The sequence below is a fragment of the Acinetobacter pengchengensis genome (assembly GCF_982235305.1).
Genome location: NZ_CEVATJ010000001.1, coordinates 2,416,446 through 2,442,200, shown reverse-complemented (window position 1 = coordinate 2,442,200; position 25,755 = coordinate 2,416,446). Strand labels below are relative to the sequence as shown.

The 25,755-nt window shown below is 42.5% G+C and carries 38 protein-coding genes and 1 pseudogene; 32 read left to right on the top strand and 7 right to left on the bottom strand.

Annotated elements, in window-relative coordinates; genetic code table 11:
- Positions 1-102: 102 nt before the first annotated feature.
- The 6 genes from yihA to AC0T5Z_RS11795 form a co-directional block, all read right to left on the bottom strand.
- Positions 103-987: a ribosome biogenesis GTP-binding protein YihA/YsxC gene (yihA, locus tag AC0T5Z_RS11820; protein ID WP_435337189.1), complete on the bottom strand. Its 885-nt coding sequence runs from the start codon at positions 985-987 to the stop codon at positions 103-105.
- Between the two features lie 131 nt (positions 988-1,118).
- Positions 1,119-1,562, bottom strand: coding sequence for an RrF2 family transcriptional regulator (locus AC0T5Z_RS11815; RefSeq protein WP_435337190.1), 444 nt, complete (start codon positions 1,560-1,562; stop codon positions 1,119-1,121).
- Positions 1,563-1,654: 92 nt separating this feature from the next.
- Complete coding sequence (gene hmpA / locus AC0T5Z_RS11810) at positions 1,655-2,866, bottom strand: NO-inducible flavohemoprotein (protein ID WP_435337191.1); 1,212 nt, start codon at positions 2,864-2,866, stop codon at positions 1,655-1,657.
- A gap of 149 nt (positions 2,867-3,015) precedes the next feature.
- The gene (locus AC0T5Z_RS11805) at positions 3,016-4,044 is read right to left on the bottom strand and encodes an IS701-like element ISAba11 family transposase (RefSeq protein WP_473786289.1); all 1,029 of its coding nucleotides are present in this window, start codon (positions 4,042-4,044) and stop codon (positions 3,016-3,018) included.
- A gap of 166 nt (positions 4,045-4,210) precedes the next feature.
- On the bottom strand, positions 4,211-5,794 hold the full coding sequence (locus tag AC0T5Z_RS11800) for a helicase HerA-like domain-containing protein (RefSeq protein WP_435337426.1): 1,584 nt from the start codon (positions 5,792-5,794) through the stop codon (positions 4,211-4,213).
- Between the two features lie 51 nt (positions 5,795-5,845).
- Complete coding sequence (locus AC0T5Z_RS11795; protein WP_435337425.1) at positions 5,846-7,036, bottom strand: PLP-dependent transferase; 1,191 nt, start codon at positions 7,034-7,036, stop codon at positions 5,846-5,848.
- A 147-nt stretch (positions 7,037-7,183) separates the two neighbouring features.
- Here AC0T5Z_RS11795 and AC0T5Z_RS11790 point away from each other — a divergent pair, with 147 nt between their 5' ends.
- From AC0T5Z_RS11790 to AC0T5Z_RS11645, 30 genes and pseudogenes are all read left to right on the top strand, one after another.
- Positions 7,184-7,927 (top strand): type 1 glutamine amidotransferase, encoded by a 744-nt coding sequence (locus AC0T5Z_RS11790; RefSeq protein ID WP_435337424.1) that lies wholly within the window; start codon positions 7,184-7,186, stop codon positions 7,925-7,927.
- A 422-nt stretch (positions 7,928-8,349) separates the two neighbouring features.
- A complete protein-coding gene (gene rpsJ, locus AC0T5Z_RS11785; RefSeq protein WP_000070912.1) occupies positions 8,350-8,661 on the top strand; it encodes a 30S ribosomal protein S10 in 312 nt (103 codons plus the stop codon).
- A gap of 59 nt (positions 8,662-8,720) precedes the next feature.
- Positions 8,721-9,359, top strand: coding sequence for a 50S ribosomal protein L3 (gene rplC / locus AC0T5Z_RS11780; RefSeq protein WP_435337423.1), 639 nt, complete (start codon positions 8,721-8,723; stop codon positions 9,357-9,359).
- Positions 9,360-9,370: 11 nt separating this feature from the next.
- On the top strand, positions 9,371-9,973 hold the full coding sequence (rplD, locus tag AC0T5Z_RS11775) for a 50S ribosomal protein L4 (RefSeq protein ID WP_435337422.1): 603 nt from the start codon (positions 9,371-9,373) through the stop codon (positions 9,971-9,973).
- The gene (rplW, locus tag AC0T5Z_RS11770; RefSeq protein ID WP_004974703.1) at positions 9,970-10,290 is read left to right on the top strand and encodes a 50S ribosomal protein L23; all 321 of its coding nucleotides are present in this window, start codon (positions 9,970-9,972) and stop codon (positions 10,288-10,290) included. The genes rplD and rplW overlap by 4 nt, the downstream gene beginning before the upstream one ends.
- A gap of 11 nt (positions 10,291-10,301) precedes the next feature.
- The gene (rplB, locus tag AC0T5Z_RS11765) at positions 10,302-11,126 is read left to right on the top strand and encodes a 50S ribosomal protein L2 (protein WP_004974706.1); all 825 of its coding nucleotides are present in this window, start codon (positions 10,302-10,304) and stop codon (positions 11,124-11,126) included.
- A gap of 19 nt (positions 11,127-11,145) precedes the next feature.
- Positions 11,146-11,421 carry a 30S ribosomal protein S19 gene (rpsS, locus tag AC0T5Z_RS11760; protein WP_004673001.1) on the top strand — a complete coding sequence of 92 codons (276 nt, stop codon included), beginning with the start codon at positions 11,146-11,148 and terminating at the stop codon, positions 11,419-11,421.
- A gap of 11 nt (positions 11,422-11,432) precedes the next feature.
- Positions 11,433-11,762 carry a 50S ribosomal protein L22 gene (gene rplV, locus AC0T5Z_RS11755; RefSeq protein WP_001982638.1) on the top strand — a complete coding sequence of 110 codons (330 nt, stop codon included), beginning with the start codon at positions 11,433-11,435 and terminating at the stop codon, positions 11,760-11,762.
- Position 11,763: 1 nt separating this feature from the next.
- Positions 11,764-12,580 (top strand): annotated as a pseudogene (gene rpsC, locus AC0T5Z_RS11750) (30S ribosomal protein S3).
- Positions 12,520-12,933, top strand: a complete 414-nt coding sequence (rplP, locus tag AC0T5Z_RS11745; protein WP_435337421.1) for a 50S ribosomal protein L16 — start codon at positions 12,520-12,522, stop codon at positions 12,931-12,933. Before rpsC ends, rplP begins: the two are co-directional and overlap by 61 nt.
- Entirely contained in the window at positions 12,933-13,130 is a 198-nt protein-coding gene (rpmC, locus tag AC0T5Z_RS11740) for a 50S ribosomal protein L29 (protein ID WP_004650482.1), read from the top strand. The genes rplP and rpmC overlap by 1 nt, the downstream gene beginning before the upstream one ends.
- Positions 13,127-13,384, top strand: a complete 258-nt coding sequence (gene rpsQ / locus AC0T5Z_RS11735) for a 30S ribosomal protein S17 (RefSeq protein ID WP_435337420.1) — start codon at positions 13,127-13,129, stop codon at positions 13,382-13,384. Before rpmC ends, rpsQ begins: the two co-directional genes overlap by 4 nt.
- Before the next feature lie 91 nt (positions 13,385-13,475).
- Complete coding sequence (gene rplN / locus AC0T5Z_RS11730) at positions 13,476-13,844, top strand: 50S ribosomal protein L14 (RefSeq protein ID WP_001982634.1); 369 nt, start codon at positions 13,476-13,478, stop codon at positions 13,842-13,844.
- Positions 13,845-13,853: 9 nt separating this feature from the next.
- Complete coding sequence (gene rplX, locus AC0T5Z_RS11725; protein WP_004974717.1) at positions 13,854-14,171, top strand: 50S ribosomal protein L24; 318 nt, start codon at positions 13,854-13,856, stop codon at positions 14,169-14,171.
- A 16-nt stretch (positions 14,172-14,187) separates the two neighbouring features.
- The gene (gene rplE / locus AC0T5Z_RS11720; RefSeq protein ID WP_004974719.1) at positions 14,188-14,724 is read left to right on the top strand and encodes a 50S ribosomal protein L5; all 537 of its coding nucleotides are present in this window, start codon (positions 14,188-14,190) and stop codon (positions 14,722-14,724) included.
- A gap of 9 nt (positions 14,725-14,733) precedes the next feature.
- Entirely contained in the window at positions 14,734-15,039 is a 306-nt protein-coding gene (gene rpsN, locus AC0T5Z_RS11715) for a 30S ribosomal protein S14 (protein WP_179995216.1), read from the top strand.
- Between the two features lie 12 nt (positions 15,040-15,051).
- Positions 15,052-15,447 (top strand): 30S ribosomal protein S8, encoded by a 396-nt coding sequence (gene rpsH, locus AC0T5Z_RS11710; RefSeq protein WP_004974720.1) that lies wholly within the window; start codon positions 15,052-15,054, stop codon positions 15,445-15,447.
- A gap of 16 nt (positions 15,448-15,463) precedes the next feature.
- On the top strand, positions 15,464-15,997 hold the full coding sequence (gene rplF, locus AC0T5Z_RS11705) for a 50S ribosomal protein L6 (RefSeq protein WP_004974722.1): 534 nt from the start codon (positions 15,464-15,466) through the stop codon (positions 15,995-15,997).
- Positions 15,998-16,011: 14 nt separating this feature from the next.
- Positions 16,012-16,362, top strand: a complete 351-nt coding sequence (gene rplR / locus AC0T5Z_RS11700; protein ID WP_004281497.1) for a 50S ribosomal protein L18 — start codon at positions 16,012-16,014, stop codon at positions 16,360-16,362.
- 2 nt (positions 16,363-16,364) lie between these two features.
- A complete protein-coding gene (gene rpsE, locus AC0T5Z_RS11695) occupies positions 16,365-16,862 on the top strand; it encodes a 30S ribosomal protein S5 (protein WP_004974725.1) in 498 nt (165 codons plus the stop codon).
- Positions 16,863-16,868: 6 nt separating this feature from the next.
- Positions 16,869-17,045, top strand: a complete 177-nt coding sequence (rpmD, locus tag AC0T5Z_RS11690) for a 50S ribosomal protein L30 (RefSeq protein ID WP_004786899.1) — start codon at positions 16,869-16,871, stop codon at positions 17,043-17,045.
- A gap of 3 nt (positions 17,046-17,048) precedes the next feature.
- The gene (gene rplO / locus AC0T5Z_RS11685; RefSeq protein ID WP_004974728.1) at positions 17,049-17,489 is read left to right on the top strand and encodes a 50S ribosomal protein L15; all 441 of its coding nucleotides are present in this window, start codon (positions 17,049-17,051) and stop codon (positions 17,487-17,489) included.
- Positions 17,490-17,534: 45 nt separating this feature from the next.
- The gene (gene secY, locus AC0T5Z_RS11680) at positions 17,535-18,854 is read left to right on the top strand and encodes a preprotein translocase subunit SecY (protein WP_435337427.1); all 1,320 of its coding nucleotides are present in this window, start codon (positions 17,535-17,537) and stop codon (positions 18,852-18,854) included.
- A gap of 20 nt (positions 18,855-18,874) precedes the next feature.
- Positions 18,875-18,991, top strand: a complete 117-nt coding sequence (rpmJ, locus tag AC0T5Z_RS11675; RefSeq protein ID WP_000867907.1) for a 50S ribosomal protein L36 — start codon at positions 18,875-18,877, stop codon at positions 18,989-18,991.
- Positions 18,992-19,098: 107 nt separating this feature from the next.
- Positions 19,099-19,455, top strand: a complete 357-nt coding sequence (rpsM, locus tag AC0T5Z_RS11670) for a 30S ribosomal protein S13 (protein WP_435337419.1) — start codon at positions 19,099-19,101, stop codon at positions 19,453-19,455.
- Between the two features lie 19 nt (positions 19,456-19,474).
- Entirely contained in the window at positions 19,475-19,861 is a 387-nt protein-coding gene (rpsK, locus tag AC0T5Z_RS11665) for a 30S ribosomal protein S11 (protein ID WP_001040166.1), read from the top strand.
- Between the two features lie 12 nt (positions 19,862-19,873).
- Positions 19,874-20,500, top strand: coding sequence for a 30S ribosomal protein S4 (gene rpsD / locus AC0T5Z_RS11660; protein WP_004786890.1), 627 nt, complete (start codon positions 19,874-19,876; stop codon positions 20,498-20,500).
- A 17-nt stretch (positions 20,501-20,517) separates the two neighbouring features.
- Entirely contained in the window at positions 20,518-21,525 is a 1,008-nt protein-coding gene (locus AC0T5Z_RS11655) for a DNA-directed RNA polymerase subunit alpha (RefSeq protein ID WP_008302649.1), read from the top strand.
- An 18-nt stretch (positions 21,526-21,543) separates the two neighbouring features.
- Positions 21,544-21,909 (top strand): 50S ribosomal protein L17, encoded by a 366-nt coding sequence (gene rplQ, locus AC0T5Z_RS11650; protein WP_004974746.1) that lies wholly within the window; start codon positions 21,544-21,546, stop codon positions 21,907-21,909.
- A gap of 200 nt (positions 21,910-22,109) precedes the next feature.
- A complete protein-coding gene (locus tag AC0T5Z_RS11645; protein WP_291336531.1) occupies positions 22,110-23,576 on the top strand; it encodes a flavin-containing monooxygenase in 1,467 nt (488 codons plus the stop codon).
- Positions 23,577-23,675: 99 nt separating this feature from the next.
- Here AC0T5Z_RS11645 and AC0T5Z_RS11640 read toward each other — a convergent pair whose 3' ends face one another.
- A complete protein-coding gene (locus tag AC0T5Z_RS11640; protein ID WP_291336529.1) occupies positions 23,676-24,848 on the bottom strand; it encodes an acyl-CoA dehydrogenase family protein in 1,173 nt (390 codons plus the stop codon).
- Positions 24,849-25,034: 186 nt separating this feature from the next.
- On the opposite strand from AC0T5Z_RS11640, the gene AC0T5Z_RS11635 reads away from it, so the two are divergent.
- Positions 25,035-25,292: an FAD assembly factor SdhE gene (locus AC0T5Z_RS11635; RefSeq protein ID WP_291336527.1), complete on the top strand. Its 258-nt coding sequence runs from the start codon at positions 25,035-25,037 to the stop codon at positions 25,290-25,292.
- The gene (locus tag AC0T5Z_RS11630; protein WP_291336525.1) at positions 25,285-25,707 is read left to right on the top strand and encodes a hypothetical protein; all 423 of its coding nucleotides are present in this window, start codon (positions 25,285-25,287) and stop codon (positions 25,705-25,707) included. The genes AC0T5Z_RS11635 and AC0T5Z_RS11630 overlap by 8 nt, the downstream gene beginning before the upstream one ends.
- Positions 25,708-25,755: the final 48 nt, after the last annotated feature.

The window sequence follows — 25,755 nt, the reverse complement described above, 5'->3', positions numbered from 1 at the left end:
GGCACTAACGGGTGTGAGGGAATGTACAAATAAAAAAAGTCCTATTCGAGATTGAACGAATAGGACTTTATTTGATAAACCAATAGTCAGTAATTTAATGGATTATTTGGTTCCAGTATCAGATGTGGCTGGATCTTCAGTTTCTAAAAATTCAGGCTGATCAACATCAACATCAACATCAACATCAACATCAACATCAACATCAACATCAACATCAACATCAACATCTGTTGCTTCTGGAATGCTGTCTAAATCAAATTGATGCGCCTGTTCTAAGGTAAAGTTCAAACGTCCGCCCATCACACTTGCAAGCTCTTCCAAACCTTGCTTGTTCAGTGATGAAAATAATTGAATTGAGAAATCCAGTTTCATTTTTTTCAACTGCTGTTTGACTTCAAGCAATACTTTATTGGCAGGACCGCGATTGAGTTTATCCGATTTGGTGAGCAATACATGCACGAACAATTTACGCGAATACGCCCATTCCAACATCATCACATCAAAATGTTGTAGGGGATGACGAATATCCATCAATAACACCAAGCCTTGTAAGCTTTTACGATGAATCAAGTAATTTTCGAGTTCTTTTTGCCACACAATTTTCATGGCTTCAGGTACGGCTGCATAACCATAACCAGGTAAATCGACCAAACGCTGTTCAGGGTTGCCCAAACTAAAGAAGTTGATCATTTGGGTGCGACCTGGTTTTTTAGAAGCCCGCGCCAATTGTTTTTGATTGGTTAGCGCATTAATTGCACTGGACTTACCTGCATTGGAACGTCCTGCAAAAGCCACTTCGTAGCCAGTATCTTCTACACATAAATTCAGTTTAGGCGCACTCATTAAAAACTCGGCTTTACGCAGCCAGTTTAAGGCGCGAACAGAGTATTCAGTAATGGCAGGGTCTACTTTTCTCTCATAGCTAATTTTCTGCCGTGGCTGTGCTGCCGCCTTACTGTTTTTCGATTTTCCTCTGCTGTGGTGCATAACTTAACTTCAATTCATGGGCTACAAACAGGCATTATAAAGCAAGTCATACAGGCAAGCGACCTTTGCGCCCTGAAAGCCCGAAAAAAGCAACATCTAGAATGATATTGCTTTAGTGGTTTAAACTGCTTTTAAAGATGAATCAGTGGAATTGGAGATAGCGTGCTGAACTGTAAATTGGGTACAGGCTGTAACACTTCACTTAAGCTGTATTGATCTAAGCTTTGATAAAACTGTTCCATTGCCTGATTGAGAATGCCTTTGAGTCCACATTGCGCACGTAGCACGCAGGGCGGGGAATTACATTCTACAATTTGATTTTCACCTTGCAGGATTCTCACCACTTGACCTAAACGTAAAGGCAGTGTTTCAGGATGCAAACGAATCCCTCCACCTTTGCCACGTGTGGTAATGAGCCATCCTTGCTTACCCATAAAGTGAACGATTTTAACCAAATGGTTCTGGGAAACATGCAAATCCTGTGCAATTTCCGCAATGGTATAGGGCACATCTCGTGGACGTGAGATATACATTAAAACACGCAGCGCATAGTCGGTGAATTTATTTAATTGCATGATCGCACAGATATTTTTTTAAAATACAATTAAATTAAGGCTAGTCTAGCATAACTAGATTAGCCTTACCTATTGGCTTTTAACGCTTTAGATTAGTGGCGAACACCACCTGTACCAAACGCTTCGCTATGGATTTGTTCATCTTTGATGCCACGCGCAAGTAAAGCTTTGCGCTGTTCTGCCATGAATGGCATCGGACCACATAAATAGTAATCTGCATCGGCTGGTAATAATGCTGCATCTACAGTGCTGAGGTCTAAACGACCTGCAACATCGTAATCTTGACCCAGTACATCAGCTTCATTCGGGAACTCGTACGCAGTCAACGTATGAATACGTGGATATTTCGCAGTTAAGTCTTGGAGGTGCTGTTTCATGGCATGCACTTGTTTGTTACGACATGCGTGAATAAATGTCACAGGTTGTGGCACATCTAAAGTCACCAATTGGTTCAGCATCGCAATCATTGGTGTTAAGCCAACACCGCCACTGATGAAGACGTTACGTTTATTACTGTCGATGAGGAAGAAGTTACCTGTTGGTGCAGATACTTCAACTTCAGAACCTTCCGGTAATTGGTGCAATACGTTTGATACCCAACCTGCCACTTTATCTGCACCATTGCCTGGCTCACGTTTTACAGAAATACGTAAGTAATCTTGTTGTGGGCTAGTTGATAGCGTGTATTGACGTGGTTGCTTCAAGCCAAGTTCAGGTACAAATACGCGTACTGAAATATATTGACCTGCTTCATATTTTGGTAAATCGCCGCCATCTACAGGTTGGAAGTAGATTGAAGTGATTTCATCACTTTCTACAACTTTCTTGGCAATTTTGAAATTACGCCAGCCTAACCAGCTGCCTTTAGTTTGTTCGTGTTGTTCGTAGATTGCACGTTCAGCATTAATAAACACTTCTGCTAACTGACCATAAGCAGCTGCCCATGCATCAATGAGAGGATCTTCCATTGAAATATTTAATACTTCGCTAATAGAGTGAAGTAGGTTTTCGCCCACAATATTATAGTCTGGTGCTTGAATGTTTAAGCTCACGTGTTTGTGGGCAATCAATTCAATGACAGGAGCAAGCACAGAGGGATCTTCAATGTTTTCAGCATAAGCCAATACAGCACCTGCAAGCGCTTGAGCCTGCGCACCACTACGTTGGTGACCCATGTTAAAGGTTTCTTTTAGATCAGGATTATTTCCCAACATGCGATTATAGAAATAACCTGTGAGTGCGACACCATTTTCACGCAGTACAGGAACAGTTGCTTTTACAAGGTCAATTTGCTGTGGAGTCATGTTCGATCTCTCATGGCTGTTATTTATAAGATGTATTTAAAATATATCTTATAAATAAGGATTGCAACCAATTTTTGGAAAAACCTTAAAAAAATTATGTATTATAAAAATATCCCATAATTTTTAAAGTTTTTAGGACTTACGCACTATCATTTATAGATTCTCTGTGGTAGGAGATGATTTTTATCGAGAATAAAGTCATCAATGAAGTCTTTGATGATTGGTCTAAATAAGTTCTTTTGCCAACGATATACATTTTCAAAGGTCCGCTCAAACTGGTTCTTTTGTATCTCGACGTAGGCCATCAAGGCTGAAAAAATATGATTCAAAATCAGTTTAGATCGTCTTACTTGAAACTTTTCAATATGACAAACCTGTTTAATCACTCGGTGATATTGTTCTATTTTCCAATGACTTGAATGTAATTCATGAAAACCATCAAAGGACAATAAATCATCTTCATCTTGATGCACAATATAAAACCTCTGCTGTTCTTTTAACTGAGTCTTAAATAATTGTACAAAGCCAAAATCTTTGAGCCAGACCACTTGACCCTGATGGAAATCTGGCAATAAACGCAGTTGAAACCATTGTCCTTTTTCTGGGGAAACCTTACGGTTACAGTCGATACCAAACATAAATCGAATACCATATTTTCTTATGGTTTTTAGATTTCCAGTCGATGAATACCAACTATCACCTGTAATAAATTGAATCTTTGCACCCCAACTGAGTACTTCACTTAACATATCCATAAAGTAATCATTCTTGGTTTTACTTTCAGATTTGTCATAAATTCGGAAATTAATTGGAATATTTTGACCATTTTGATCTGTCGCATACAAGGTAATGAGATTAATACCCTTGACGGATCGGTGGTGTTTGCCTGACCAAAAATAGCTAACTAAGTCCATATGTTGACTATATGGTTTATCTAAAACAGTATCATCAATACTGACTATAAGTTTATTATTATCAATATGTTGAATTGCTTCTTGATATAGGTCGTGAGGTGTGTAGTCTTCACGCTCTAGAAAGCGATTTACACTATCATGCGAGATATTATAAGTCTCGGCAAGTTGTGTGCAGCTAATAGAGTTCGGTTCTGTCATGAGAAAGCCCATATAAATGGGTAGAGTACAAGTTGCTGTAGAAGCATTTTTAATTCGTCTGATCACAGATACTTTATAAGGTATTTTAATACTTTTTGAATCCGTCAATGCGTAAGTCCTAGTTTTTATGGAGTTTGTAGATGTGACAGCGAGAGGTTTTTAAGTGTTCATTCAGGTTTTGGGTGGTGCATCCATGAATGAAATTTATACAAACCTCATCGTTTATAACATGCTATTTCTTACCAAATAATGACCCTAACAAACCTCGTACAATTTTCTGCCCAGTAGAACCGCCTAAGCTACGTGCTGCACTTTTGGCAAAGGTTCCCACAATATCCTGAGTCAGTTTTTCACGCTGTTTAGCAGCGCGTTCTGCTTCTTTTTGCTGTTCGCGGGCGAGACGCTCTTGCTCTCTTACTTGTTGTTTAGCCTGTGCTTCGGCTTCTTTAGCCTCTTGTTTGGCGCGGGCTTCAGCCTCTTTAGCTTCAATTTTAGCTTGCTCTGCTGCTGCGGCTTGTTGCTGTCGTTGTTCAACTTTTTGTTGCAACATCTCGTAGGCACTTTCACGGTCGAGCTGCTTTTCATACACGCCTGCAATCACGCTTTGATTGATACAGGCTTGTCGTTCTTCAGCGCTAATTGGGCTAAAAGCAGAGTAGGGAGGCATAATCCAAGCACGCTCTACAATTTGCGGTGTGCCTTGTTCATCCAAACAGCTAATCAGGGCTTCACCAACCGCCAGTTCGGTAATGGCTTGTTCAACTTTAAATTCAGGGTTGGCACGGAATGTATCTGCAGCCGTTTTTACCGCTTTTTGGTCTTTGGGTGTAAAAGCACGTAAAGCATGTTGTACGCGGTTTCCCAATTGTCCCAATACGCTTTCAGGCAAGTCCAGCGGGTTTTGGGTCACAAAATAAATCCCCACGCCTTTTGAGCGAATCAGACGTACCACTTGTTCAATTTTTTCTTGTAGCGCGCTGCTGGCATTGTCAAATAACAAGTGTGCTTCATCAAAAAAGAACACCAGCTTTGGCTTGTCCATATCTCCCACTTCAGGCAATTGTTCAAACAGTTCCGATAACATCCACAATAAAAAGGTGGCGTATAGTTTTGGTGTGTTCATGAGTTTGTCTGCAGCCAAGACATTAATATTGCCGCGCCCCTGACTGTCGGTTTGAATAAAATCCAAAATATCCAAACTTGGCTCACCAAAGAATTTGTCACCGCCCTGATCAGCTAAAGCCAGTAAATTGCGCTGAATCGCACCCAAACTGGCTGGAGAAAGATTGCCATACTCGGCTTTAAATTCACTGGCATGTTCACTGACATAGGTCAGCATGGCTTTTAAATCCTTAAAATCAATCAGCAATAAACCCTGATCATCAGCAATACGGAATACTGCAGACAACACGCCCTCTTGGGTGTCATTCAGGTTCAGCATTTGCGCCAATAATAACGGGCCAATTTCAGAAATGGTGGTACGAATCGGATGGCCTTGTTCGGCAAATAAATCCCAAAACACCACAGGAGATGCTGCAAACGGAATGCTTTCGATACCTAAGCTCTGAAGACGTGCATCAAACTTTGGACTGCTGCTACCTGCTTTGGCTAGACTGGAAACATCGCCTTTGGCATCGGCTAAAAATACGGGTACACCAATTCGTGAAAAGCTTTCTGCCAAGACTTTTAAAGTGACGGTTTTGCCTGTACCTGTTGCACCTGCAATTAAACCGTGGCGGTTGGCAAACTGTGAATGTAAAACCACTTCTTGTTGAACGTCGGCAGTTTTTTTACCAATGACGATTGCTGTACTCATATTTTTATCCTGATTTATATAGCTATTGTTAAAATGATGATTTGTGTTGGATTAGTCGCTCAAGCTTTGTAAGGCTATTTGAATATCTTGAATTAAATCTACAGGGTGTTCTAGCCCAATACAAAAGCGCACCAATAATCCTTCAGCCAAGTGAGAGCGCTCTAGGGTACGCATGGACTTGAGATCGTAAAGCATCACTAAACTTACAGGGCCGCCCCAACTAAAGCCGAGTTTAAATAAAGATAAAGCATCGCAGAATTGACGTACAGCGGCTAAATCATATTCGGGCTTAAAAATTACACTGACCAAACCTGCACTGTGCCCATCGCGGCAAATTTCCTTCCAATACGCATGCCCTGCAGATGTGGCATCGGCTGGGTGCAACACCTGAGCAAATTGCGGTTGCAGTTTCAGCCAGTTGAGTAATTCAATTGTGCTTTTTGCTTGGTGCTCATAACGTAGTTGCATCGAAGCTAAACTGCGTTGTACTTGCGCGACATCATCGCCCGACACACAAATCCCTTGAATTGCGTGCATACGAAAAAGTTGATGATGTAAATGTTGATCACGGGTCACCACAGAACCCATTAAAATATCGCCACCTCCACTTGGGTACTTGGTCAGGGCATGGACACTCATATCGACACTTAAATGTTCGTCACCAAAATTGAAGGCATTAAAAGCAAGCCCTGCACCCCATGTGTTATCTAATGCTGTGAGCATGTGATGTGCTTTGGCTTTTTTGACTAATGCTGTTAAGTCTGGAAATTCAAGCGTGACCGAACCAGCCGCTTCTAGCCAAATCAGTTTGGCTTGTGCAGAAGGTTGAAAACTATCGACATCAATTGGGTTGTAGACTTGAACGGTGATGCCATAACGCTGCTCTAAATTGCGTAAATGTTCCATATTGGGACCGTAAATATTATCGGCCACCCAGATTTCATCGCCATGACTTAAAAAGCAGGAATTCACCAAATTAATTGCTGAGAGTCCGCTTGGTGCAAGTAAGCAGTATTCACCACCTTCTAATTGTGCAATCTGATCAGCGAGTGTAAATGTAGTCGGTGTGCCATGCGTGCCATAACTATAATCATAAGCATCGGTCCAGTGTCGGTTAAACAGCGCATCAGTATTTTCAAAGATAATGGTCGATGCACGAAATAAGGGAGGTTGGACCGTTTGAATATATTGCGGGGCACGTCTTGGTGCATGAATTAAAGCAGTTTGAGCATTTTTCTTCACAGTTCACTCAGAGAATAAGCAAATATTGAGTTTAGCTTAAGAGAAATACTGGCTTTAGGCTATAAAAAGCTTCACTACCAGACATACCCTGAACTTGGCGCTATTTTTGCAGAAGCTGAAGTATAGAAAATACAAAGGATAATCCAGATGAAAGCACCACAAAGCGTACATTATTTTCAGCATAGTGCAGGTGAAGGTTTTGGAAGTTGCTATGACTATTTAAAACAGATGGGAGCGCATATCACTGCAACAGAATTTTTTGCCTTACCGCCCGAACAAAACATTGAAATTGAAGCCCTACCCAAAGTTGAAGATATTGATCTACTGATTGTGATGGGGGGTGCCATGAGTGTAAATGATGAAGTACATTATCCTTGGCTAAAAACAGAAAAACGCTGGATTAGGCGTTATTTGGCGATGGGTAAACCTGCAATTGGGTTGTGTCTAGGTGGTCAAATGATTGCCAATGCATTGGGTGCAGCAGTGGGTACTAACCCTGAACAAGAACGCGGTTGGCATCGTGTATATAAAGTCGAGAATACACCAGAAACTTATTTCCAAATGCCAGATCAAATCACAGTGATGCAGTGGCATGCTGAAACTTTTGAATTACCAAAGGGTGCGGTAAAACTTGCCAGCAATGCTGCCTGCGCCAATCAACTGTATCAAATTGGCGAAAATGTACTAGGATTTCAGTTTCATCCAGAAATTACCCCTCAAGCTTTGCAGTTGTTTTTGGAAAATTTTGAAATGAAACCTACATTTTCAGGTAGGTATGTACAACCCGCGCATGAATTAAAACAGATGTCTGCACAACAATTTCAGGCAGGTAACCAATTAATGAATCGTGCAATAGATTATGTTTTGTCACAAAGCGAACTTAGAGAATAATGTCATGGATTGTGGCACGAACACAAAAAACAAATTAGGTCATGGTGATGATGATTTGTGCTGTCAGTGTGGTGGAAATGATCAAAATGAAGCTTGCCTAAGCTTGCACAAAAAAATGGATAAGAAGGCTGCCTACTCATCTATAAAGTGCTAATCTTATATTTTAAAAAGAGAAATCGGTAGAGCATGAAAAATAAAGCAATAAAGCCAAAAAGGGATTTGCTTATGCATTAAACAATCGTTATAATGGGCGACCCTTTATGCAAGGGGGTTAACTGCGAAGAAAGTAGTTAACATCGTGACAGTCGTGGCATCGATCATGACCTTAGTGATAATTCACTGCCTTTGACACTTGCCTTAAATTAGTGGGGTGAGATGCGTCAAGGGTGATTCTTTATATATTTGGCTTGGAGTTAACTGGTATGTCTAACCAGAGAATTCGTATCCGTTTGAAGTCTTTTGATCATCGTCTGATCGATCAATCTGCTCAAGAAATCGTAGAAACCGCTAAGCGTACTGGCGCACAAGTTTGTGGTCCAATCCCGATGCCAACTCGCATCGAACGCTTCAACGTTTTAACATCACCACACGTAAACAAAGATGCACGCGACCAGTATGAAATCCGTACATACAAGCGTTTGATCGACATCGTTCAACCTACAGATAAAACTGTTGATGCGTTGATGAAATTAGATCTAGCAGCTGGTGTTGATGTTCAGATTGCATTGGGTTAAGGCTTTCGGTTAATTAACACTCTAAGTTAATTAGGCCGCTTTTTTAGAGGTTTATGCACATGGCTATTGGTTTAGTCGGTCGCAAGTGCGGTATGACCCGTATCTTTACAGATGCTGGTGTTTCTGTACCTGTTACAGTGATTGAGGTTGATCCTAACCGCATCACTCAAATCAAAACGCTTGAAACTGATGGTTATCAAGCAATTCAGGTTACTACTGGTGAACGTCGCGAATCTCGCGTAACTAACGCTCAGAAAGGTCACTTCGCTAAAGCGGGTGTTGCTGCTGGTCGTCTGGTTCAAGAATTCCGTGTTTCAGAAGCTGAGCTTGAAGGTCGTGAAGTTGGTGGTACGCTTACTGTTGAGTTGTTCCAAGTAGGTCAAATCGTTGACGTAACTGGTACTTCTAAAGGTAAAGGTTTCCAAGGTGGTGTTAAGCGTTGGAACTTCCGTACTCAAGATGCTACTCACGGTAACTCTGTTTCTCACCGTGTTCTAGGTTCTACAGGTCAAAACCAGACTCCTGGTCGCGTGTTCAAAGGCAAAAAAATGGCTGGTCATTTAGGTGCTGAACGCGTAACTACACAGGGTCTTGAAATCGTTGCTATCGACACTGAGCGTTCAGTTCTAGTGGTTAAAGGCGCGGTTCCTGGTGCTACTGGTGGCGACGTAACTGTTCGTCCTACGATCAAGGCCTGAGGGGAAATAACGTGAATTTAAAAACTGTTTCCGGCTCTGCTGTTGAATTGTCTGAAGTTGCGTTTGGTCGTGACTTTAATGAAGCTCTTGTGCACCAAGTTGTTACAGCTTATTTGGCTGGTGGTCGTCAAGGCTCAAAAGCACAAAAATCACGTGCAGACGTTTCTGGTGGTGGTAAAAAACCATTCCGTCAAAAAGGTACTGGCCGCGCTCGTGCTGGTTCTATTCGTAGCCCAATCTGGGTTGGTGGTGGTAAAACTTTTGCTGCTCGTCCACAAGATTGGTCTCAAAAAGTTAACCGCAAAATGTACCGCGGTGCAATGCAATGTATCTTAGCTGAACTTGTTCGCCAAGATCGTCTTGTATTGGTTGAAGAGTTTTCTGTTGAAGCTCCTAAAACTAAAGAGTTGCTTGCAAAACTTAACGACTTGAATGCAACTCGCGCATTGATCGTAACTGAAGCTGTAGATGAAAATCTATATCTTGCAGCACGTAACCTTCCACACGTTGATGTGGTTGATGCTACTGCAATCGATCCTGTTAGCTTGATCGCGTTCGACAAAGTTGTAATGTCTGTTGCTGCTGCTAAGAAAATTGAGGTAGAACTCGGATGAACAACGAACGTTTATATCAAGTCCTACAAGGACCTGTATTTTCTGAAAAAGCACAAGTTTTAGGCGAAACTGCTGGTGTTCAAGTATTTAAAGTTGCATTAAATGCAAACAAGCTTGAAATCAAAAAAGCAGTTGAGCAATTATTTGGTGTGGAAGTTGTTAAAGTTAACACGACTATCACTAAAGGTAAGACTAAGCGCTTTGGTCGTACATTAGGACGCCGTTCTGATGTTAAAAAAGCATACGTCACCCTGAAAGCTGGCCAAGATGTTGAAATGGCTGACTTGGGCGATACCGCTGAAAGCGCAGCGGAATAAGGACGAAATTTATGCCGATTCAAAAATGTAAGCCAACGTCTCCAGGACGTCGCTTTGTAGAGAAAGTCGTTCACGACCATCTTCACAAAGGTGCGCCTTATGCGCCGTTGGTGGAAGCTAAAAAACGTACTGGTGGTCGTAACAACAACGGTCACATTACTACACGTCACGTTGGTGGTGGTCACAAGCAACACTACCGTATCGTAGACTTTAAACGTAACAAAGATGGCATTCCTGCTGTTGTTGAGCGTATTGAATACGATCCAAACCGTACTGCACACATCGCATTGTTGAAGTATGCTGATGGTGAGCGTCGTTATATTATTGCGCCTAAAGGTTTACGTGCTGGTGATCAAGTTCAATCTGGTAACGATGCTCCAATTCGTCCAGGTAACTGCTTACCACTTCGTAATATGCCAATCGGTGCTACTCTTCACAACATCGAACTTAAAATCGGTAAAGGTGCTCAATTAGCGCGTTCTGCTGGTACTTCAGTTCAATTGTTGGGTCGTGACGGTTCATACGCTATCGTTCGTCTACGTTCAGGCGAAATGCGTAAAGTGCACGTTGAATGTCGCGCTGTGTTAGGTGAAGTATCTAATTCAGAAAGCAACCTTCGTTCACTTGGTAAAGCAGGTGCTTCGCGCTGGCGTGGTGTTCGTCCTACCGTTCGTGGTATGGCGATGAACCCGGTTGATCACCCGCACGGTGGTGGTGAAGGGCGTACTAAAGGTATCCAACCTGTAAGCCCATGGGGTCAAAAAGCTAAAGGGTACAAGACACGTACCAACAAGCGTACGACTAAGATGATTATTCGCGACCGTCGCGTTAAGTAACAAGTAAAGGAATCTGACAATGCCTCGTTCTCTGAAAAAAGGCCCATTCGTCGATGCGCACTTGTTCGCTAAGGTTGAAGCGGCAATCGCGGCTAATAACCGTAAGCCGATCAAAACTTGGTCGCGTCGTTCGATGATCCTCCCAGATTTTGTTGGTTTAACAATTTCTGTTCACAATGGTCGTAACCATGTTCCAGTGATTATCTCTGAGCATATGGTTGGTCATAAACTCGGTGAATTCGCGCCAACTCGTACCTATCGTGGTCACGGTGTTGACAAGAAGTCTAAACGTTAATAGGTGCTATGATGGAAGTAACTGCTAAATTACGCGGTGCCGCTATCTCGGCACAAAAAGCACGTTTGGTTGCAGATCTTATCCGCGGCAAATCTGTTGCGCATGCACTTAACATTTTAAACTTCAGCAACAAAAAAGCTGCTGTTTTAGTTAAGAAGGCATTGGAATCTGCAATTGCAAATGCTGAACACAATAACAGTTTAGATGTAGACGACCTTAAAGTATCTACGATTTACGTTGATGAAGGCATGAGCCTTAAGCGTATTATGCCACGTGCTAAAGGCCGTGCAGATCGTATTACTAAGCGTACTTGTCACATCACCGTTAAGGTAGGGGTTTGATATGGGTCAGAAGGTTCATCCAATCGGTATCCGCCTAGGTGTTGTGAAACGTCATAACGCTAACTGGTATGCGAATCCGAAACAATACGCTGAATACTTGCTTAAAGACCTTCAAGTTCGTGAGTTTTTAACTAAAAAACTTAAGAACGCAATGGTAAGCAACATTCTTATCGAGCGTCCAACAGGCGCTGCTAAAGTAACAATTAGCACTGCTCGTCCTGGTATCGTAATCGGTAAAAAAGGCGAAGATATTGAGAAATTACAACGCGAATTAACATCTATTATGGGTGTTCCTGCGCAAGTAAGCATCAACGAAATTGACCGTCCAGATTTAGATGCTCGTTTAGTTGCTGAAGCAATTGCTTCTCAATTAGAAAAGCGTGTTATGTTCCGTCGTGCTATGAAGCGTGCGGTACAGAACTCTATGCGTGCTGGTGCTAAAGGTATCAAAGTTGAAGTTTCTGGTCGTTTAGGTGGTGCAGAGATTGCACGTACTGAATGGTATCGTGAAGGTCGTGTACCTTTGCATACACTTCGTGCGGACATTGACTATGCAACTATGCGAGCTGAAACAACTTACGGTACGATTGGTGTTAAAGTTTGGATCTTCCGTGGTGAAATTTTGGGTGGCATGAAACAAGTCATGAACCCAGCACCTGCTGAAGAGCGTCCAGCTAAACGCGGTCGCGGTCGTGGTGAAGGTCAAGAGCGTCGTGGTCGTCGCAATGATCGTTCTGCTGAAAAGGGAGAATAATCCATGTTGCAACCTAAACGTACTAAATTCCGTAAGGTGCAAAAAGGCCGTAACACTGGTCTAGCTCACCGTGGTAGCTCAGTATCTTTCGGTACTATCGCTCTTAAATCAATTGAACGTGGTCAAATGACTGCGCGTCAAATTGAAGCGGCACGTCGTACAATCAGCCGTCGTATTAAGCGTGGTGGTAAGATCTTTATCCGTGTATTCCCAGACAAACCAATTACGTCTAAGCCTCTTGAAGTGCGTATGGGTAAAGGTAAAGGTTCTGTGGAATATTGGGTTTGTCAAATCAAACCAGGTAAAGTCTTGTACGAAATTGATGGTGTGAACGAAGAATTGGCACGTGAAGCATTTACGCTTGCTGCTGCTAAACTTCCGTTTAAAACCACTATCGTGACTCGGACGGTAATGTAATGAAAACTAAAGATCTACGTGAAAAGTCGGTAGAAGAGTTGACAGCTTTGCTTGATGAGCAACAGCTTAACCAATTCCGTCTTCGTATGGCGAAAGCAACTGGTCAATTGGGTAAATCGCATGAAGTTGCGCTTACTCGTAAAACTATTGCTCGCATCAAGACCCTCCTTACCGAAAAACAGGGGAACGGGCAATGAGTCAAAATACAGTCCGCACGTTAACTGGCAAAGTTGTAAGCGACAAAATGGAAAAATCTATTGTTGTCCTTATTGAACGCCAAGTTCAACATCCGTTGTATGGCAAATTGATTCGCCGTTCAACCAAATTACACGCTCATGATGAGAAAAACACTGCCAAGATTGGTGATGTTGTAACCATCAAAGAAAGCCGCCCAATGTCTAAAACTAAGTCATGGACTTTAGTTGAAGTTGTTGAAGCTGCTGCTGAGTAATTAACGTTCTTGTTGCATCATCGGTCAATTTCGAGTACTCTTTGAGCCTTTCGAAATTGTGACCGGTGATGCTCGGTTTTGGAGTAGGGCAATGATTCAAACCGAAACGATGCTTGACGTAGCTGACAACAGTGGTGCTCGCCGCGTACAATGTATTAAAGTACTAGGTGGTTCACATCGTCGTTATGCTTCTGTTGGCGACATTATTAAAGTTACTGTAAAAGAAGCTATTCCACGCGCACGTGTTAAAAAAGGTGACGTAATGAATGCTGTTGTTGTACGTACAAAGTTCGGTATTCGTCGTCCAGACGGTTCTGTGATCCGTTTTGATGATAACGCTGCTGTTATTTTGAATAACAACAAAGCACCGATTGCAACTCGTATTTTCGGACCAGTGACTCGTGAACTTCGTACTGAACAGTTCATGAAAATCATTTCATTGGCTCCTGAAGTTCTATAAGAGGCAATCATGGCTAAGATTAAAAAAGGCGATCAAGTAATTGTGATCGCAGGTAAAGAAAAAGGCAAACAGGGTACTGTTCTGTCAGTTTCTAATGACCGTGTTAAGGTCGAAGGTCTTAACTTGGTTAAGAAGCACCAGAAGCCAAACCGTGCTACGGGCGCTGAAGGCGGTATCGTAACGCAAGAAGCTTCGCTTCATATCTCAAACGTGGCAATTTTTAATGCTACAACCCAAAAGGCTGACCGTGTTGGTTACCAAACGATTGATGGCGTGAAAACTCGCGTTTATAAATCGAATGGTGAATCAGTGGCGGTGGCGAAGTAATAGGTTGAAATAGGCAATGGCCAGACTTAAAACACGTTACAACGACGAACTTAAGGCTCAATTACAAGAACAATTGGGCGTTAAGAATGTGATGGAGATCCCTCGCATCACTAAAATTACCATCAACATGGGTGTTGGTGCTGCAGCTGCTGACAAGAAATTGTTAGATGGCGCTCTTTCTGATATGCAAGCTATTGCTGGTCAAAAACCAGTTTTAACATTAGCTCGTAAATCAATCGCTGGTTTTAAAATCCGTGATGGTTGGCCGATTGGTTGTAAAGTTACTTTACGCGGCGAACGTATGTACGAATTCTTAGACCGTTTGATCTCTATCGCGATCCCTCGTATCCGTGACTTCCGTGGTTTCTCTTCGAAATCATTCGATGGTCGTGGTAACTACTCTATGGGTCTCAAGGAACAAATCATGTTCCCTGAAATCGATTTTGATAAGATTGATCAAATTCGTGGTATGGACATCACCATCACTACGACTGCTCGCACCGATGACGAAGGCCGTGCGCTTATGCGTGCATTCGGCTTCCCGTTCAAATAAGAGGTCGATATGGCTAAGAAAGGTATGATTAATCGCGAATTGAAACGCGAAGCTACTGTTGCGAAATACGCTGCAAAACGTGCTGAATTAAAAGCAACGATTGCAAACGTAAATGCAAGCGAAGAAGAGCGTTTCGAAGCGATGATGAAGTTACAAGCATTACCACGTAATGCGTCTCCAGTACGTCTTCGTAACCGTTGTGGTTTAACTGGTCGTCCTCATGGTTACTTCCGTAAGTTCGGTTTAAGCCGTAACAAATTACGTGACACAGTAATGCAAGGTGATGTGCCGGGCGTTGTTAAGGCAAGCTGGTAAGGAGCACTATAAATGAGTATGCAAGATACCGTTGCCGACATGCTAACGCGTGTTCGTAACGCTCAAATGGCAAAGAAACAAACTGTTTCTATGCCTAATTCTAAGTTGAAGGTTGCTATTGCAAACGTACTTCAACAAGAAGGTTATATCGCAAATGTAGAAGTTGCTGATAACGAAGGCAAACCTACATTAACGATTACTTTAAAATACTATGAAGGTAAACCAGTGATCGAAACTGTGAAACGCGTAAGCCGTCCAGGTCTACGTCAGTATCGTGGTAAAGATGCACTTCCAAGCGTTAAGCAAGGTTTAGGTATTGCAATCGTTTCTACAAGCAAAGGCATCATGACTGATCGCGCTGCACGTGCTGCAGGTATCGGTGGTGAAGTTATTGCTTTTGTTTCTTAATAATAGGTGATTCCTCATGTCTCGTGTGGCTAAAGCCCCAGTAACTGTACCTAACGGTGTTACAGTTACTCAGAACGGCCGGCAGGTCGAAGTGAAAGGCAGCAAAGGTACATTGTCTTTCAACCTGCATGCGCTGGTCGAGCTAAAACAGGAAGACGGTATTTTAGCTATTGCTCCTAAAGCTGAGTCGAAAGACGCTTGGATGCAAGCTGGTACTGCTCGCGCTGTGCTTAACAACCTTGTGAAAGGTGTGAGCGAAGGCTTCGAACGTAAGTTGCAATTGATTGGTGTTGGTTATAAAGCTGCAGTAAAAGGTAACGTTGTTAACCTTAACCTTGGTTTTTCACACCCAATCGATTACACCCTTCCTGAAGGTGTAACTGCAGAAACTCCAACTGCGACTGAAATTATCCTTAAATCTGCTGATAAAGCAGCTTTAGGTCAAGTTGCTGCGGATATCCGCGGATACCGTCCACCAGAGCCATATAAAGGCAAAGGTGTTCGTTATTCGGATGAAGTTGTTCTTCGTAAAGAAGCTAAGAAGAAATAAGGCGCGAGGTTCTTATGAACGAAAAGAAACAATCCCGTTTGCGTCGTGCGAAAAGCACACGCTTGCACATCCGTGCATTGGGTGCGACTCGCTTGTGTGTAAACCGCACGCCGCGTCACATCTATGCTCAAGTTATTTCAGCAGATGGTGGCAAAGTTTTAGCGCAAGCTTCAACTTTAGATGCTACTTTACGTGCTGGTACAACTGGTAACGTTGAAGCAGCTCAAAAAGTAGGTGCTTTAATCGCAGAACGCGCGAAAGCAGCTGGCGTAACTAAAGTTGCGTTTGACCGTTCTGGTTTTAAATATCATGGTCGTATCAAAGCCTTGGCTGATGCTGCTCGTGAAAACGGCTTGGAGTTCTAATCATGGCTAAAGTTGAACAAAACGAAGGTCTTGTTGAAAAGCTGGTTGCCGTTGATCGCGTAGCCAAAGTTGTTAAAGGTGGTCGTATCTTCTCTTTCACAGCATTAACTGTTGTGGGTGATGGTAATGGTCGCGTAGGTTTTGGTCGTGGTAAAGCACGTGAAGTTCCAGCTGCTATTTCTAAAGCACTCGAAGCTGCACGTCGTAACATGATCACTATCGAATTGGCAGATGGTACTTTACAACACCCGATTCATGCTCGTCATGGCGCAAGCCGTGTTTACATGCAACCAGCATCTGAAGGTACTGGTGTAATTGCGGGTGGTTCTATGCGTGCAGTTTTAGAAGCTGCGGGTGTACGTAACGTATTGACTAAATGCCGTGGTTCTACTAACGCTGCAAACGTAGTGAACGCAACTTTCAACGGTTTGCGTGACATGACAACTCCTGAAAAGGTTGCTGCGAAACGTGGTCTTTCAGTAGAACAAATTCAAGGGTAATCAATCATGAAAACGATTAAAGTTACCCAGACTAAATCTGCATCGCACCGCTTGAAAAATCACAAGCTTAGCCTTAAAGGTTTAGGTCTGCGTCGTATTGGTCATACTGTAGAAGTGCAAGATACGCCTTCTAACCGTGGTATGATCAACCAAGTCTACTATATGGTTAGTGTAGAGGAATAAGCCATGACTCTGCGTTTAAATGAACTTGCACCTGCAGAAGGTGCTAAGCGTGAAGCCCGTCGTCTTGGCCGTGGTATCGGTTCTGGCGTTGGTAAGACTGGTGGTCGTGGTATCAAAGGTCAAAACTCACGTAAGAGCGGTGGTACACGTCCTGGATTCGAAGGTGGTCAAACTGCGTTATATCGTCGTTTACCTAAATTCGGCTTTACTAGCCAAATCGCTTTGAAAACTGCTGAAGTACGTTTATCTGAGCTTGCAAAAGTGGAAGGCGACATCGTTAGCCTTGAAACTTTAAAAGCAGCGAATGTTGTACGTAAAGATATGGCTCGTGCTCGTATCGTACTTTCTGGTGAAATTACTCGCGCATTCACTATTCAAGGTGTTGCTGTGACTAAAGGCGCTAAAGCTGCTGTTGAAGCGGCTGGCGGTAAAGTCGAGGAGTAATCCCCAGTGTCTATGTCTCCTAGTTCTTCAGGTCATGTTCACATGATGAAAGGCCAACCATTTCACGTGAAATACCGTGAAATTATACGCCGAATGATGTTTCTCATTGGTGCGTTATTGGTATTTCGACTAGGAGCGCATATTCCAGTACCAGGCATTAATAATGCCGCACTTGAACAATTGTTTAATGCAAACCAAGGTACAATCCTTGGTTTGTTTAACATGTTTTCAGGTGGTGCATTAGAGCGGATGTCGATTCTTGCTTTAGGGATCATGCCGTATATTTCTGCTTCGATTATCGTACAGTTGATGTCTACAGTGGTTCCTTCGCTTGAGGCTTTGAAAAAAGAAGGCGAGCAAGGCAAGCGCAAAATTAATCAGTATACGCGTCAAGGCACATTGTTTCTTGCACTTGTGCAAGCCATCGGGATGTGTGCAGGTCTGATTGGTCAAGGTATTACCTTAACGTCAGGTCTGGCATTTTATGTTCCTGCAGTTACCTCTTTGGTTGCAGGCACAATGTTCCTAATGTGGTTGGGCGAACAAATTACCGAACGCGGCGTGGGTAATGGTATTTCCATGATCATTTTCGCAGGTATTGTTGCAGGCTTGCCTAATTTAATTATGCAATCCTTCACATCTATTGATAGTGGTCAGTCAAGCCTGATTGGTTTGGCAATTTTTGGCTTATTGTCTGTAGGTGTACTTGCAGCAATTGTGTTTATTGAGAAGGCGCAGCGTCGCATTCCAGTAAACTATGCTCAAAAACAACAAGGTCGTCGTGTATTTACTGCTCAGCAAACGCATTTGCCATTAAAAATTAATATGGCAGGTGTGATTCCAGCAATTTTTGCCAGTTCATTGCTTTTGTTCCCAGCGAGCTTAGGTCAATGGGTGGGTAGTGCGGATCCAAATGCTGGGTTAATCAAGCGTAGTCTACAAGATTTGGCATTGGTATTGTCGCCTGGACAACCGTTGTATTTGGTGCTCTTTGGTGCGTTAATTATCTTTTTCTGCTACTTCTACACCGCGCTGGTTTTCAGCCCTAAAGAAGTTTCAGAAAACTTGAAACGCAGCGGAGCTTATGTGCCTGGTATTCGCCCAGGTGAGCAAACTGCTCGTTACTTAGATCATATTCTCAGTCGTTTGACCTTTATTGGCGCGATTTACATCACTGTAGTCTGCTTAATGCCGATGATTCTACAAAGCTCATTTGGAATTCCATTTAGCTTGGGTGGTACATCATTATTAATCGTTGTAGTGGTTGTGATGGACTTTATGGCTCAGCTTCAAGCACATCTCACCTCGCACCAGTACGATAATCAAACGTTAATGAGAAAAACGACTGCTCATCCTAAGGGATAAGCGCACTTAGAGGTTTCATCATGAAAGTACAAGCTTCTGTAAAGAAAATTTGTGGTAGCTGCAAAGTTATCCGTCGTAATGGGGTTATTCGCGTAATTTGCAGCGCAGAACCTCGTCATAAGCAGCGTCAAGGTTAATTTGATTAAGACCTGTTGATTTCAGTAGGCTAATTAGGTTATTATCCGCCCCTCAAGATTTTTGTGGGGCGGTTGATTATCTTAACTGCCTTTTTGGAGAAAATTGAATGGCTCGTATTGCCGGTGTAAACATTCCGGATAACAAGCACGCTGTTATCTCTCTCACTTATATCTTTGGTATTGGTCGTCACACTGCTAAGACTATCTTAGCTGCTGCTGGTATCGCGCCAACAACAAAGATCCGTGAATTAGATGACGCTCAGCTTGATGTGATTCGTGCAGAAGTTGCTAAGGTTCCGACCGAAGGTGACTTACGTCGCGAAATTTCCATGAACATTAAACGTTTAATGGATTTAGGCTGCTACCGCGGTCTTCGTCATCGTCGCAGCTTGCCTGTCCGTGGTCAACGCACCAAAACTAACGCACGTACCCGTAAAGGTCCGCGCAAACCAATTAAGAAATAAGATTTCTGGAAGCTAAAAGATGGCTAAAGATACTCGCACACGCAAGAAGGTCACTCGTACCGTCTCTGAAGGTGTTGCACACATTCACGCTTCTTTTAATAACACCATTGTGACTATTACCGATCGTCAAGGTAATGCACTGGCTTGGGCTACCTCAGGTGGACAAGGCTTCCGTGGATCACGTAAATCAACTCCGTTCGCTGCTCAGGTAGCTGCTGAAGTTGCTGGTAAAGCTGCTTTAGATTACGGTTTGAAAAACTTGGACGTCCTTGTTAAAGGTCCTGGTCCAGGTCGTGAGTCTGCGGTTCGTGCATTAGGTGCAGTGGGTTATAAAATTAACAGCATTACCGATGTGACTCCAATCCCTCACAACGGTTGCCGTCCACCTAAAAAACGTCGCGTGTAAGGAGAAACATTCATGGCTCGTTATATTGGTCCAAAATGCAAACTCTCTCGCCGCGAAGGGACAGACCTGCAACTTAAATCTGGCGTTAAACCTTTTGACGTCAAAACTAAAAAACACGCTAAAGCACCTGGCCAACATGGCGGGGCTCGTGGTGGTAAGCAATCTGAGTACTCACTACAATTACGTGAAAAACAAAAAGTACGTCGTATGTACGGTGTTTTAGAGCGTCAATTTAGTAACTACTATAAAGAAGCTGCTCGTGTGAAAGGCGCAACAGGTGAAAACTTGTTGAAATTGCTCGAAAGCCGTCTTGATAACGTTGTTTATCGCATGGGTTTTGGTTCTACACGTGCAGAAGCTCGTCAGCTTGTATCTCACCGTAGCATTACTTTAAATGGTCGTCGTGTTAACATTGCGTCTATCCAAGTTAAAGCTGGTGATGTAATTGCAGTTCACGAAGGTGCAAAACAACAATTACGTATTAAAAACGCAATTGAATTGGCTGCTCAACGTGGTATCCCTTCTTGGATGGAAGTTGACCATTCTAAATTAGAAGGTACGTTCAAAGCTGCACCAGATCGTTCTGATTTACCTGCTGAAATCAACGAAAGCTTGATTGTAGAATTGTATTCTAAATAATCCTTGAGGTAGCAATAATGACGCGTACTGCAAATGAGTTTCTTACTCCGCAAGCGATCAAGGTCGAAGCGGCAAGCGGGACCTCGGCAAAAGTTATTCTAGAACCATTAGAGCGTGGCTTTGGTCATACTCTTGGTAATGCTTTACGTCGCATCCTTCTTTCTTCTTTACCTGGCGCAGCTGTGGTAGAAGTTGAAATTGAAGGTGTCGAGCACGAGTACAGTACTTTGGAAGGCTTGCAGCAGGACATCGTCGAGCTCTTGCTGAACCTGAAAGGATTGTCTATTAAGCTGTTCGATCAAAATGAAGCTTATTTGACATTGGAAAAACAAGGTCCAGGCGATGTAACTGCTGCAGACCTTCGTTTACCACATAATGTTGAAGTGGTTAACCCTGAACACTTGATCGGCACGTTAAGTGCTTCAGGCAATTTAAAAATGCGCCTGAAAGTTGCTCAAGGCCGTGGTTATGAAACATCTGACTCACGTTTCCCAGAAGGCGAAACTCGTCCTGTAGGCCGTTTACAGTTAGATGCATCTTATAGCCCAATCAAACGTGTGTCTTACATCGTAGAAAACGCGCGTGTAGAACAACGTACTGACCTTGACAAGTTGATCATTGATCTTGAAACCAATGGTACAGTTGATCCAGAAGAAGCGATCCGTAAAGCGGCAACAATCTTGCAACAACAAATTGCAATTTTTGTTGATCTTCAGAAAGATCAAGCTCCTGTTGCTCAAGAGCCTCGTGAAGAAGTTGACCCAATCTTGCTTCGTCCAGTAGATGATCTAGAGCTTACTGTTCGTTCTGCTAACTGTTTGAAAGCAGAAAATATTTACTACATTGGTGATCTTGTACAGCGTACTGAAGTTGAGCTACTTAAAACGCCTAACTTGGGTAAAAAATCGCTTACAGAGATCAAAGATGTTCTGGCTTCTAAAGGCTTACAGCTCGGCATGCGTTTAGAGAACTGGCCACCAGCTAGTCTCCGTATGGACGATCGTTTCGCCTATCGTAGCCGTTAATTAAGTAGGACTATCACCATGCGTCATCGTAATAGTGGTGTGAAATTAGGCCGTACAAGCAGCCATCGCAAAGCGATGTTCCAAAACTTGGCTAATTCATTGTTCGAACACGAGTTAATCAAAACAACTGTTCCTAAAGCAAAAGAATTACGTCGTGTTGCTGAGCCTTTAATCACTTTAGCTAAAAACGATACAGTAGCAAACCGTCGTTTAGCGTTTGCTCGTACTCGTTCAGCAGCAACTGTTGGTAAATTATTTACCGTTCTTGGCCCTCGTTACAAAGAGCGTAACGGCGGTTATCTACGTGTTCTTAAAGCGGGCTTCCGTGCGGGTGATGCTGCACCGATGGCTTACGTTGAGCTTGTAGATCGCGAAGTTAAATAATTTCGCCAAGAATAACGCACGTTGTTCAGAAAAAGGCCGGTTTTACCGGTCTTTTTTTTATGCAAATAAAAAGTTGAATATCAAAAAAAAGAAATTGACCCGAATTGATATAAATTTAAGCGACTTTTGTTGAACTTGACATTGTGTATTGTCAAATCTGTGCTTTAATAAAAAACATCATTCAAGCTGGACAATAAAACATGGATAAACAGGTTGATATATTAATTATTGGGGCAGGAATTTCTGGCATTGGTTTGGCTGCACATTTGAGTCAAAATTGCCCGCAGCGTTCTATTGAAATTATAGAGCGTCGTCAAAGCTTTGGTGGTACTTGGGATTTATTTCAATATCCTGGTATTCGTTCAGATTCGGATATGTCGACCTTTGGTTATAATTTTAAGCCTTGGAAAAAAACCAATGTACTTGCCGATGGTGTATCTATTAAAGGCTATTTAGCCGAAGTCATTCAAGAAAAAAACTTACATTCAAAAATTCGTTTTCAGCATCGTGTGCTATCTGCTAATTATGATTCTCAAACACGTAAGTGGTCACTACGCATACAAAATGCAGAACAACAGATTGAAACTTGGGTGGCTCATTTTGTTTTAGGCTGCACAGGCTATTACAATTACGATCAAGGTTTTCAGCCAGATTTCCCGAATCAACAGGCATTTAAAGGTTCATTTATTCACCCTCAGCATTGGCCTGAAAATTTAAACTATAAAGGCAAAAAAGTGGTCATCATTGGCAGTGGTGCGACCGCGATTACCTTGGTTCCAGCGATGGTGAAAGGTGGAGCAGGGCATGTCACTATGCTACAACGCTCACCGACTTATATAGCTTCGGTGCCTTCGGTCGATTTTATTTACTCAAAAATGCGTAATTATCTGCCTGAGGAGGTCGCCTACAAGCTGACTCGTGCACGTAATATTGGTATGCAACGCGCCATTTATGCTTTAGCACAAAAGAAACCAAAATTACTTCGTACTTTGTTGCTGAAATCTATCCAATTTCAGCTCAAAGGCAAGGTGGATATGAAGCATTTCACACCAAAATATAATCCGTGGGATCAGCGTTTATGTGTCGTGCCTGATGGTGATTTATTTAAGATTTTGCGCGAAGGGCATGCTTCGATTGAAACTGATCAAATCGATAGATTTACTGAAACAGGTGTGCAATTAAAATCAGGTAAGCATTTGGATGCCGATATTATTGTGACTGCCACGGGTTTGAATATTCAAATTCTAGGCGGTATTCAAGCCACGATTGATGGTGAGCCTTTGGACACATCGAAGCACATGCTGTATCAAGGTGTGATGATGAGTGATGTGCCGAATATGGCAATGATTATTGGCTATATTAATGCATCTTGGACACTTAAGGTGGATGTGGCTGCGGATTATATTTGTCGTTTGCTCAATTATATGGATCGGCAAGGTTATGACGAGGTAATTCCTCAAGCTGATGAAACTGAGTTATTGGAAGATACGGTGATGGGCAGTTTGAGTTCGGGTTATATCGCACGTGCTGTTGATGTGATGCCGAAGCAAGGCAAACATGCGCCATGGAGAGTGACAAACAATTACTTAGAAGATCGCAAAACATTAAAACATGCAAGTTTTGAAGATGGTATTTTAAAGTTCAAACAGACTGTGCCTGCACCGTAGCGTAAACCTAAATTAGTGTCTTAAATTGTCGGGTGCAGAAGTTATTTGGTGCAAGGGATTTTAAAGCTCTTGTACCATTTTCATGTTGAGGTGGGAATTTTATAAAGAACGTGAAATTAGTTCTTTCATAATTTCATTGGTGCCTGCATAAATACGATTGGCCCGATTGTCTAAGTAAGCACGTGCAATTGGATACTCAAGCATATAACCATAGCCACCATGCAGTTGTAGACATTCATCCACTACTTTAGAATACATCTCTGAAATTTTATATTTGGCAGCTGCAGCAGCTTCGACACTGAGTTGATCTTGAAGTTGTAACTGCATACATTGATCTAAAAAAGCACGACAAAAATCAATTTCGGCACGTAATTCTGCCAGTTTAAAGCGCGTATTTTGAAAGTTTTGGATACTTTTGCCAAAGGCTTGTCGTTGCTGAGTATATTGCAGTGTATGCGCAAAAGCAGCTTCCGCACCTGCTTGGCAAATAATTGCGACAATCAAACGTTCCCAAGCCAGTTCTTTCATCAACATGATAAAGCCCATGCCTTCTGTGCCCAATAAATTACTGCGAGGCACGCGGACATTATCAAAAAATAATTCACAAGTGTCCTGACCTTTCATCCCAATTTTATTCAGTGGTTTGCCTTTGGTAAATCCCCTACGGTCTGCTTCTACGAGTATTAAAGACAGATTAGCTGAACCTTTGTCGGTGTTCGCGGTTTTACACACCACAATTGCCATATCGCACAAATAGCCATTGGTAATAAAAATTTTAGAACCATTAATCACGTATTCATCACCATCCAATACCGCAGAGGTGCGTACAGCTTGTAAGTCTGAACCTGTACTAGGTTCAGTCATGGCAATCGCTGTGATGACTTCGCCTGTTGCCATACGGGGCAACCAGTGTTGTTTTTGTTCAGTCGTTCCAAAGTTATTAATGTAATTGGCGACAATATCTGAATGCAGTGAAAAACCTGTGGCACTGTCACCTGCATAGGCTTGTTCTTCAATCAAAATCATGCTGTATAAGCGGTCTACACCTGAACCTGCATATTCTTCAGGCATGGTGCTACACAGCAAGCCCAAAGCGCCTGCTTTACGCCATAACTCACGGTCTACATGCTGCTGCGCTTCAAATTTTTCAGTATGAGGGATGACTTCTTGCAAATAGAATTTTCGTACCAAATCACGAAAACCTTCGTGTTCAGCATTGAATAAGGTGCGCGGTAACATATTAGCAATGGGGCGAATAGCGGCAGATTGCATGGTTTCATCTTCTTGATGTTGTTATTGTGGATTCACCTTAGAAGAATTTATAGGGGTGAACAAGGGGCAAAAGTTTCAATTGCAGATGCAATATGATGCTTTTGGTCATTGCTGCATAAAAGTCATCGAAACTTTAAAGGGGGTCGGTTAAACTATCCTGAGTTTAATTTTGAATGGGGGAACAGCATGAGTGATGACATTAGCTTAGAAGAACGCAAAGTAATTTACCGAGCCCGTCGTGGTTTAAAGGAAATTGATGTCTATTTTGACCCGTATGTGAAAAATCACTATTTGACTGCCAGTGTGGAAGAAAAACAAATGTTTGCGGATTTAGTTGCGCAGGAAGACCCAGATTTGTTGGATTGGTTTATGGAAGTGTCTGAGCCACCACGTCCTGAGTTGAAAGATTTTATCCGTAAACTAAAGCATTATGTGCATGGCTAAGCAGCAGTTTCAGCTGAAACCTAGTGTCATCGCAATAGTGTTTCAGCTGATGATCGCTCTACTCATCGTCTGGCTTTTACTGCAAGTATTAAGCCTATGGTTAAGTATTATATGTATTATTATTGTGGCTTGGACCTATTTTAAGTTTGTCCGTGCTCGTAGAATTCTTGGCTTAGATCAATTAGATGACCGTGAATGGTCAATTTCCTATCTCGTGCCCCGTGTCCCATCACAACATCTCAAAAGTACAGCTCGTCAAACAGAAATTCAGCGTGTGGAACTACGTCAAGTGATAGATCATCAAATTTATATCGTCTTGGAATTTCAGCAAGCCTTTAAACCTGTGGTGATTTGGTGTGATCAAGTTTCTAAGACGCAGTGGAAGGCGCTAAAAGTATTGGCGAAAATGCTCTAATTTGCAGACAGCTGTATATTTTTATTAATTAAAAAACAATAATTATCA

What these genes read in the sequence shown, in the direction of transcription:
- yihA (WP_435337189.1), bottom strand. Translation starts at nt 987, where the DNA reads ATGCACCACAGCAGAGGAAAATCGAAAAACAGTAAGGCGGCAGCACAG.
- AC0T5Z_RS11815 (WP_435337190.1), bottom strand. Translation starts at nt 1,562, where the DNA reads ATGCAATTAAATAAATTCACCGACTATGCGCTGCGTGTTTTAATGTAT.
- hmpA (WP_435337191.1), bottom strand. Translation starts at nt 2,866, where the DNA reads ATGACTCCACAGCAAATTGACCTTGTAAAAGCAACTGTTCCTGTACTG.
- AC0T5Z_RS11800 (WP_435337426.1), bottom strand. Translation starts at nt 5,794, where the DNA reads ATGAGTACAGCAATCGTCATTGGTAAAAAAACTGCCGACGTTCAACAA.
- AC0T5Z_RS11790 (WP_435337424.1), top strand. Translation starts at nt 7,184, where the DNA reads ATGAAAGCACCACAAAGCGTACATTATTTTCAGCATAGTGCAGGTGAA.
- rpsJ (WP_000070912.1), top strand. Translation starts at nt 8,350, where the DNA reads ATGTCTAACCAGAGAATTCGTATCCGTTTGAAGTCTTTTGATCATCGT.
- rplC (WP_435337423.1), top strand. Translation starts at nt 8,721, where the DNA reads ATGGCTATTGGTTTAGTCGGTCGCAAGTGCGGTATGACCCGTATCTTT.
- rplW (WP_004974703.1), top strand. Translation starts at nt 9,970, where the DNA reads ATGAACAACGAACGTTTATATCAAGTCCTACAAGGACCTGTATTTTCT.
- rplB (WP_004974706.1), top strand. Translation starts at nt 10,302, where the DNA reads ATGCCGATTCAAAAATGTAAGCCAACGTCTCCAGGACGTCGCTTTGTA.
- rpsS (WP_004673001.1), top strand. Translation starts at nt 11,146, where the DNA reads ATGCCTCGTTCTCTGAAAAAAGGCCCATTCGTCGATGCGCACTTGTTC.
- rplV (WP_001982638.1), top strand. Translation starts at nt 11,433, where the DNA reads ATGGAAGTAACTGCTAAATTACGCGGTGCCGCTATCTCGGCACAAAAA.
- rplP (WP_435337421.1), top strand. Translation starts at nt 12,520, where the DNA reads ATGTTGCAACCTAAACGTACTAAATTCCGTAAGGTGCAAAAAGGCCGT.
- rpmC (WP_004650482.1), top strand. Translation starts at nt 12,933, where the DNA reads ATGAAAACTAAAGATCTACGTGAAAAGTCGGTAGAAGAGTTGACAGCT.
- rpsQ (WP_435337420.1), top strand. Translation starts at nt 13,127, where the DNA reads ATGAGTCAAAATACAGTCCGCACGTTAACTGGCAAAGTTGTAAGCGAC.
- rplN (WP_001982634.1), top strand. Translation starts at nt 13,476, where the DNA reads ATGATTCAAACCGAAACGATGCTTGACGTAGCTGACAACAGTGGTGCT.
- rplX (WP_004974717.1), top strand. Translation starts at nt 13,854, where the DNA reads ATGGCTAAGATTAAAAAAGGCGATCAAGTAATTGTGATCGCAGGTAAA.
- rplE (WP_004974719.1), top strand. Translation starts at nt 14,188, where the DNA reads ATGGCCAGACTTAAAACACGTTACAACGACGAACTTAAGGCTCAATTA.
- rpsN (WP_179995216.1), top strand. Translation starts at nt 14,734, where the DNA reads ATGGCTAAGAAAGGTATGATTAATCGCGAATTGAAACGCGAAGCTACT.
- rpsH (WP_004974720.1), top strand. Translation starts at nt 15,052, where the DNA reads ATGAGTATGCAAGATACCGTTGCCGACATGCTAACGCGTGTTCGTAAC.
- rplF (WP_004974722.1), top strand. Translation starts at nt 15,464, where the DNA reads ATGTCTCGTGTGGCTAAAGCCCCAGTAACTGTACCTAACGGTGTTACA.
- rplR (WP_004281497.1), top strand. Translation starts at nt 16,012, where the DNA reads ATGAACGAAAAGAAACAATCCCGTTTGCGTCGTGCGAAAAGCACACGC.
- rpsE (WP_004974725.1), top strand. Translation starts at nt 16,365, where the DNA reads ATGGCTAAAGTTGAACAAAACGAAGGTCTTGTTGAAAAGCTGGTTGCC.
- rpmD (WP_004786899.1), top strand. Translation starts at nt 16,869, where the DNA reads ATGAAAACGATTAAAGTTACCCAGACTAAATCTGCATCGCACCGCTTG.
- rplO (WP_004974728.1), top strand. Translation starts at nt 17,049, where the DNA reads ATGACTCTGCGTTTAAATGAACTTGCACCTGCAGAAGGTGCTAAGCGT.
- secY (WP_435337427.1), top strand. Translation starts at nt 17,535, where the DNA reads ATGAAAGGCCAACCATTTCACGTGAAATACCGTGAAATTATACGCCGA.
- rpmJ (WP_000867907.1), top strand. Translation starts at nt 18,875, where the DNA reads ATGAAAGTACAAGCTTCTGTAAAGAAAATTTGTGGTAGCTGCAAAGTT.
- rpsM (WP_435337419.1), top strand. Translation starts at nt 19,099, where the DNA reads ATGGCTCGTATTGCCGGTGTAAACATTCCGGATAACAAGCACGCTGTT.
- rpsK (WP_001040166.1), top strand. Translation starts at nt 19,475, where the DNA reads ATGGCTAAAGATACTCGCACACGCAAGAAGGTCACTCGTACCGTCTCT.
- rpsD (WP_004786890.1), top strand. Translation starts at nt 19,874, where the DNA reads ATGGCTCGTTATATTGGTCCAAAATGCAAACTCTCTCGCCGCGAAGGG.
- AC0T5Z_RS11655 (WP_008302649.1), top strand. Translation starts at nt 20,518, where the DNA reads ATGACGCGTACTGCAAATGAGTTTCTTACTCCGCAAGCGATCAAGGTC.
- rplQ (WP_004974746.1), top strand. Translation starts at nt 21,544, where the DNA reads ATGCGTCATCGTAATAGTGGTGTGAAATTAGGCCGTACAAGCAGCCAT.
- AC0T5Z_RS11645 (WP_291336531.1), top strand. Translation starts at nt 22,110, where the DNA reads ATGGATAAACAGGTTGATATATTAATTATTGGGGCAGGAATTTCTGGC.
- AC0T5Z_RS11640 (WP_291336529.1), bottom strand. Translation starts at nt 24,848, where the DNA reads ATGCAATCTGCCGCTATTCGCCCCATTGCTAATATGTTACCGCGCACC.
- AC0T5Z_RS11635 (WP_291336527.1), top strand. Translation starts at nt 25,035, where the DNA reads ATGAGTGATGACATTAGCTTAGAAGAACGCAAAGTAATTTACCGAGCC.
- AC0T5Z_RS11630 (WP_291336525.1), top strand. Translation starts at nt 25,285, where the DNA reads ATGGCTAAGCAGCAGTTTCAGCTGAAACCTAGTGTCATCGCAATAGTG.